Origin of the sequence: Bradyrhizobium sp. CSA207 (assembly GCF_029051685.1) — a bacterium.
Lineage (GTDB): Bacteria > Pseudomonadota > Alphaproteobacteria > Rhizobiales > Xanthobacteraceae > Bradyrhizobium.
Genome location: NZ_JAACFT010000001.1, coordinates 384,678 through 390,677, shown reverse-complemented (window position 1 = coordinate 390,677; position 6,000 = coordinate 384,678). Strand labels below are relative to the sequence as shown.

Sequence of the window (6,000 nt, the reverse complement as noted above, 5' to 3'; positions counted from 1 at the left end):
GCTCAACATCGCTTCAGCGATAATAGCCGGGCTCCAGACCCTGATGTTCCGACCAAAAGCTGGTTTCTGCCTGGAATTCGGTTCGCCCGCTTAGTGGGGTACGCAAAACAAATTCCTGCCCAGTCTCGAAGCGCAATCCGGGGACCGATCCCGCATTACGCTCCGCTCCATGCGGGCCACGCCGGACTGCCGCGCTTTGTGCGCCTTGCTGGCAGCCTGCGGCAAGACTAGGCTCCCTCCCCGCAACAACGATGTTCGGAGAGATTTGCCATGTCACCAGCGGAAGCGCGCCTGAAAGAAGTGCCGTCGAACATGACGGAGGCCGAGTGGCAGCAACGGGTCAATCTGGCCGCCTGCTATCGTCTCGTCGCGCTGTACGGCTGGGACGACCTGGTCGACACTCACATCTCCGCGCGCGTACCAGGTCCCGAGCATCACTTCCTCATCAACCCCTATGGGCTGATGTTCGACGAGATCACGGCGTCGAGCCTGGTCAAGGTCGACCTGCACGGCAACCAACTCTCCGAGAGCGAGTACAGCATCAACCCCGCCGGCTTCACCATCCATTCGGCGATCCACGAGGTGCGCGAGGACGCGATCTGCGTGCTGCATCTCCACACCCTCGATGGCACAGCGGTGTCGAGCAGCGCCGAAGGCCTGTTGCCTCTGAACCAGACTGCGCAGCTCGTCACCCACGATCTCGCCTATCACGACTATGAGGGCATCGCGCTCGACCACGACGAGCGGCCGCGGCTCCAGAAGGACCTCGGCGACCACAACCACATGCTTCTGCGCAATCATGGCACGCTGACGGTCGGCCGCTCGATCGCCTCCGCCTTCGAGCGCATGTATCACCTCGAGCGCGCCTGCTCGATGCAGGTGCGCACGCGCGCGCTGGGCACGCCGGTCTATCCGGTCGACGATATCGCGGTCGACAAGAACACCGAGCTGCTCGCCAACCGCGACCGCGCCGAGCTGCGCGCGACCAACCTGGTGTGGCCACCGCTGCTGCGCAAGCTGGACCGCGAGCTTCCGGGCTACCGGTCTTGAGATTTTCGGGGTTTGGTGTAGAGTAGGCATCAACACCCTCTACACGTTCTGGAATGAAACGCCGCCCAATTCCGGGCGGCGTTTTTGTTTTGGGGCGGTCGCAGGTGGTGTAGGGTGGGTTAGCCGAAGGCGTAACCCACCATGCTTCCGCGACTGCGGGACGAAGATGGTGGGTTACGCTTCGCTAACCCACCCTACTCGCTACGCACCACACGCCTACTTTACCTCCGCCAGCGCGGCGAGGATGCGGGCCCAGGAGCGGATGCCCTTCTGGAAGCTGCGGAGGTCGTATTTCTCGTTCGGCGAATGGATGTTGTCGTCGTCCAGCCCAAAGCCGACCAGCAGCGAGTCCAGCCCGAGGGTGCGCTTGAAGTCGGCGACGATCGGGATCGAGGCACCCGACCCCATCAGCACGGTCTCCTTGCCCCATTCCTCGGTCAGCGCCGTCTTGGCGGCGGCGAGTGGCTTCATATTCCAGTCGAGGGCGATCGCAGGCCCCGCGGAATGGTCGCCGAACTCGACCTTGCAGTCTCCGGGGATGCGCGCCGACACGTAATCGCGGAAAGCCTTGCGGATCTTCTGGGGATCCTGCCCTTCGACCAGGCGGAACGACACCTTTGCCGATGCATGCGACGGGATCACCGTCTTCGAACCTTCGCCGATATAGCCGCCCCAGATGCCGTTGACGTCGCAGGTCGGACGCGTGGAGGCCTGCTCGACCAGCAGGCGACCCTTCTCGCCAGCCGGGATCGACAGCCCTACCGGCTTGAGGAACGTCTCCGGCGTGAAGTCGAGCTTCTTCCACTGCGCCAGGATGTCCGGCGGCGCATCCTTCACGCCGTCATAGAAGCCGGGAATGGTGATGCGGTTGTCGTCGTCGAACAGCCCGCCGAGAATTTTGGTCAGCACCCGGATCGGATTCATCGCCGTGCCGCCGAACACGCCGGAATGAAGGTCGCGATTGGCGGCCGTGATCTTCAACTCTTCGTAGAGCAGGCCGCGCAGCGAGGTCGTGATCGCCGGCGTGTCGCGGTCCCACATGCCGGTGTCGCAGACCAGCACGTAGTCGGCCTTGAACTCGTCCTTGTTGGCTTCGATGAACGGCACGAAATTCTTCGAGCCGACTTCCTCCTCGCCTTCGATCAGGAAGGTGATGTCGATCGGCAGCGAGCCCGTCACTTTCTTCCAGGCGCGGCAGGCCTCGACGAAGGTCATCACCTGTCCCTTGTCGTCCTCGGCGCCGCGCGCGACGATGATCTTGCGGCCGTCGGCGTGGCCGGTGACAACAGGTTCGAACGGCGGACGATGCCAGAGCTCGAGCGGATCGACGGGCTGCACGTCATAATGGCCGTAGAACAGCACATGCGGCCGCCCGCCCGCGGCGGTCTTGCCGATGACGGCGGGATGGCCGGCCGTCGGCCTCACCTCGGTCGCGACGCCGAAGCTTGCAATGTCCTTGGCCAGATGCTCGGCGGCCGCCCTGCAATCAGCGACGAACGCGGGATCCGCGGAGATCGACTTGATCCGCAACAGCGAGAACAGACGCTCCAGGCTGTTGTCAAAGTCCTTGTCGATATGGTCGAGCACGGATTGGAGCTGGGCATTGGCCATGGTCGTATTCCCGTCGTTTGAGGCACAAGAAATCGGGGGTCTCAAGATGGTTGTAGTTTTAGCCCTGCCGCCGCGTCGGAGCTAGCCGCAACCGGCGGATGCCGGATATGCCAGGCGAGTGCCACGGCGAGAATGGCCGTCGCGACGAGGTTGTTGCCCCAAGCCTGGAGCACATTGGGAAACCACGGCAGCGACAGCAGCATGAGAATGCCGGCGGCGCCGAGGGCGAGCCAGGTCCCCAGGCGCACATCCGCCCGCTCGTCAAAGGCGGCGCGATGCATCAGCACCGTGATCGGCAGGTACAGCCAGATGAAGTAATATTGCCGCGCCAAGGGCGTGGCCACCGTCATCAGGCAGAACAGGATGCCAAGCTCCTCGGCATCCGAGCGCGCCGTCCGCCGCGCTTGCTGTGGCATGATCGCGACGAAGCCGAGCCCGAGCAACGCCGACACCGCGAGCACGATCCAGTTCGCCGTCCCGTAATCGACGTCGATGACATTCATCGTGCGCGGCGGCTTGTTGGGATCTTCCTGATTGTAGTTGATCGGCCGCACCAGACGGTGCGTGACCGCAATGAGGGACTGGTTGACCCACGACCAGTTCTGCTCGTCGCGCTGGCCGAAGCCCTTTTCCGAGCTCGTTCCGATCATGCCCTGATACCAGGTCTTGAGTTCGGCCGCATTGCGCTCGAAACCGCGGATCGGCGCCGGCACCACATAGAGCAGGATGCCGGTGAAGGCGATCGTGCCTATGACGGCAGCCCAATTTCGACGCCAAACCAGATAGGGCAGAACCGCGACCGGAAACACCTTGATGGCGGTGGCGAGCGCGAACATGAAGGCTGCAAGCCAGGGGCGTTGACGCTGCAAGCTCCAGAAGCCGTAGAGCATTATCGCCAGCAACACGAGGTTCGGCTGACCGAGGTCGAACATGTCGAACACGAAGGTCACAGTGACCAGAGCCGGCAGCGCCTCCAGCCAGCGGCCGGGCGTGTGGCCCGATCCGGTCATGGCATTGGAGAACATCCCCGTGTACCACCATGCCACCGCATTCAGGATCGACAGGACGATGTAGAGCGGGAGCTTGCCGAACCAGCTCGGGATCGCCAGCAGGATCGCCGGCAGAGGCGGGTAGATGAACTCGAAGTACGCACGGATGTCGCCGGGATAGAGCGGCTTGCCCTGCAAGACCTGCTGCCCGGCCCAGTACCACAGTCCATAATCCTTGGTCTTGCCGTGGCCGAAGATCTCGGGAACGAGCACGTCCGCGGTCAGAAGGATGCAGCAGAACAGGAAGAGAAGATCGAGCGGCGCGCGCAGCGACAGGGGTCTGAGCGCGCCGGGTTTGGCAAAGGAGGTGGTTGGGGTCACTGTGTGGTCCAATCAGGGGACCTAGGACCTAGCAGACCGATGGACGCTTGGAGAGCCCCCTTCACCCGAATTTGTACCGATCGACCACGCAAGCTCTCTCCAGGCCGCCCGAGGATTTCGGACCAATTGCCTCAAACAGGGCTTGCTGCCTACCTCCGCAGCAATCCGCCGAGCGCACCGCGGACCAGCGTACGGCCGATCGAGCCGCCGAGCTGACCGCCGACGGATTTGCCAAGGTTGGCTGCCATCCCCCCGATCACCTGATTGGTGACCGATCGCGTCACGTCGCGCGCAATGACCTGGCCGGCCGACAAGCGGCCGCGCTTGACGTTGGTGCCGAAGATGGTGCCGACGATCGAGCCGATCTGGCCGAGGATGCCGCCGCCGCTTGCGCCTGCCGGACCGTCTGCGGTGACCGCGGTGCCGGCGATGCGCTTCTGCAGGATCTCGTAGGCGGACTCGGCATCGACGGCGGTGTCGTATTTGCCCTTCATCGGGCTTGCATCCATGATCGCCTTGCGTTCTTCCGGCGTGATCGGCCCGATCCGGGCCGATGGCGGCCGGATCATCACCCGCTCGACCATCGCTGGCGTGCCGTTGCCTTCGAGGAAGGACACCAGCGCCTCGCCCTTCCCGAGCTCCATGATCACCTTGGTGGTGTCGAGCTTCGGATTGGGCCGGAAGGTCTGGGCTGCGGCGGCGACCGCCTTCTGGTCGCGCGGGGTGAAGGCGCGCAGCGCGTGCTGTACCCGGTTGCCCAATTGCCCGAGCACGCGGTCGGGCACGTCGATCGGGTTTTGCGTCACGAAGTAGACGCCGACGCCCTTGGAGCGGATCAGGCGCACCACCTGCTCGATCTTGTCCATCAGCGCCTTCGGCGCGTCGTTGAACAACAGATGCGCCTCGTCGAAGAAGAACACCAGCTTCGGCTTGGGCGGGTCGCCGGCCTCGGGCAGCTCCTCGAACAGCTCCGACAGCATCCACAACAGGAATGTCGCGTAAAGCCGCGGGCTCTGCATCAGCTTGTCGGCGACGAGGATGTTGACCATGCCGCGGCCGTCGCGGTCGGTCTTCATGAAATCCTTCAGCGTCAGCGCCGGCTCGCCGAAGAATTTAGTGCCGCCCTGGTTCTCCAGCACCAGGAGCTGGCGCTGGATGGTGCCGACGGTGGCCTTGGTGACGTTGCCAAAACCCTGCGCCGCTTTCCGAATGGCGGCAAGCGGATCGTCCGCCGCGTCCGGTCCTTTCTTGCCGCTGTCGGGCACGATGGCGTCCAGCAGCGCCCGCAGATCCTTCATGTCGATCAATGCGAGACCATTGTCGTCGGCGACGCGGAAGGCAACGTTGAGCACGCCTTCCTGCACGTCGTTCAGATCGAGCATGCGCGCGAGCAGCAGCGGCCCCATCTCGGTGACGGTCGCCCGCACCGGGTGGCCCTGCTCGCCGAACACGTCCCAGAACACCGTCGAGAACTGGTCGGGCTGGAACGTCAGCCCCATCCCGGTGGCGCGCTTGACGATGAAGTCCTTGGCTTCGCCGACCTCGGCGATGCCGGAGAGATCGCCTTTGATATCGGCGGCGAACACCGGAACACCGGCGCGCGCAAATCCTTCCGCCATCACCTGCAGCGATACTGTCTTGCCGGTTCCGGTTGCACCGGTAACGAGGCCGTGGCGATTGGCGAGCGCCAGCGTCAGCCAGGCCTGCTCGTCTCCCTTGCCGACGAAGATCTTGTCGTCGGTATCGCCGAGCTTGCTGTCCTGTGCCGTCATCTATTTTCTCTGATCTCTCTGCGATGTTTCGCGTATCGAAACTCGCGTGCTCCAGTTCCGTAGTTTAACGCATGTCACCTGTCGATTGAAACCGTTCAACGCGTCCTGGAGATGCGACATTGTCGGAGAACGAGTGGATGACATCCGCCGAAAGGTGGAACGACGGGTTCATACCGCGGCAATTTGTTGCCGATTTC

Annotated in this window: 4 protein-coding genes; 1 reads left to right on the top strand and 3 read right to left on the bottom strand. The window is 63.5% G+C overall.

The window, feature by feature from the left end; genetic code table 11:
- Positions 1-270 precede the first annotated feature (270 nt).
- The gene (locus GWG65_RS01720; protein ID WP_275193552.1) at positions 271-1,050 is read left to right on the top strand and encodes a class II aldolase/adducin family protein; all 780 of its coding nucleotides are present in this window, start codon (positions 271-273) and stop codon (positions 1,048-1,050) included.
- 216 nt (positions 1,051-1,266) lie between these two features.
- On the opposite strand, the gene GWG65_RS01715 is transcribed toward GWG65_RS01720, so the two are convergent.
- From GWG65_RS01715 to GWG65_RS01705, 3 genes are all read right to left on the bottom strand, one after another.
- Complete coding sequence (locus GWG65_RS01715; protein WP_275193551.1) at positions 1,267-2,661, bottom strand: M20/M25/M40 family metallo-hydrolase; 1,395 nt, start codon at positions 2,659-2,661, stop codon at positions 1,267-1,269.
- Positions 2,662-2,702: 41 nt separating this feature from the next.
- Positions 2,703-4,031 (bottom strand): glycosyltransferase family 87 protein, encoded by a 1,329-nt coding sequence (locus GWG65_RS01710; protein WP_275193550.1) that lies wholly within the window; start codon positions 4,029-4,031, stop codon positions 2,703-2,705.
- Positions 4,032-4,180: 149 nt separating this feature from the next.
- On the bottom strand, positions 4,181-5,803 hold the full coding sequence (locus GWG65_RS01705; RefSeq protein WP_275193549.1) for a helicase HerA-like domain-containing protein: 1,623 nt from the start codon (positions 5,801-5,803) through the stop codon (positions 4,181-4,183).
- Positions 5,804-6,000: the final 197 nt, after the last annotated feature.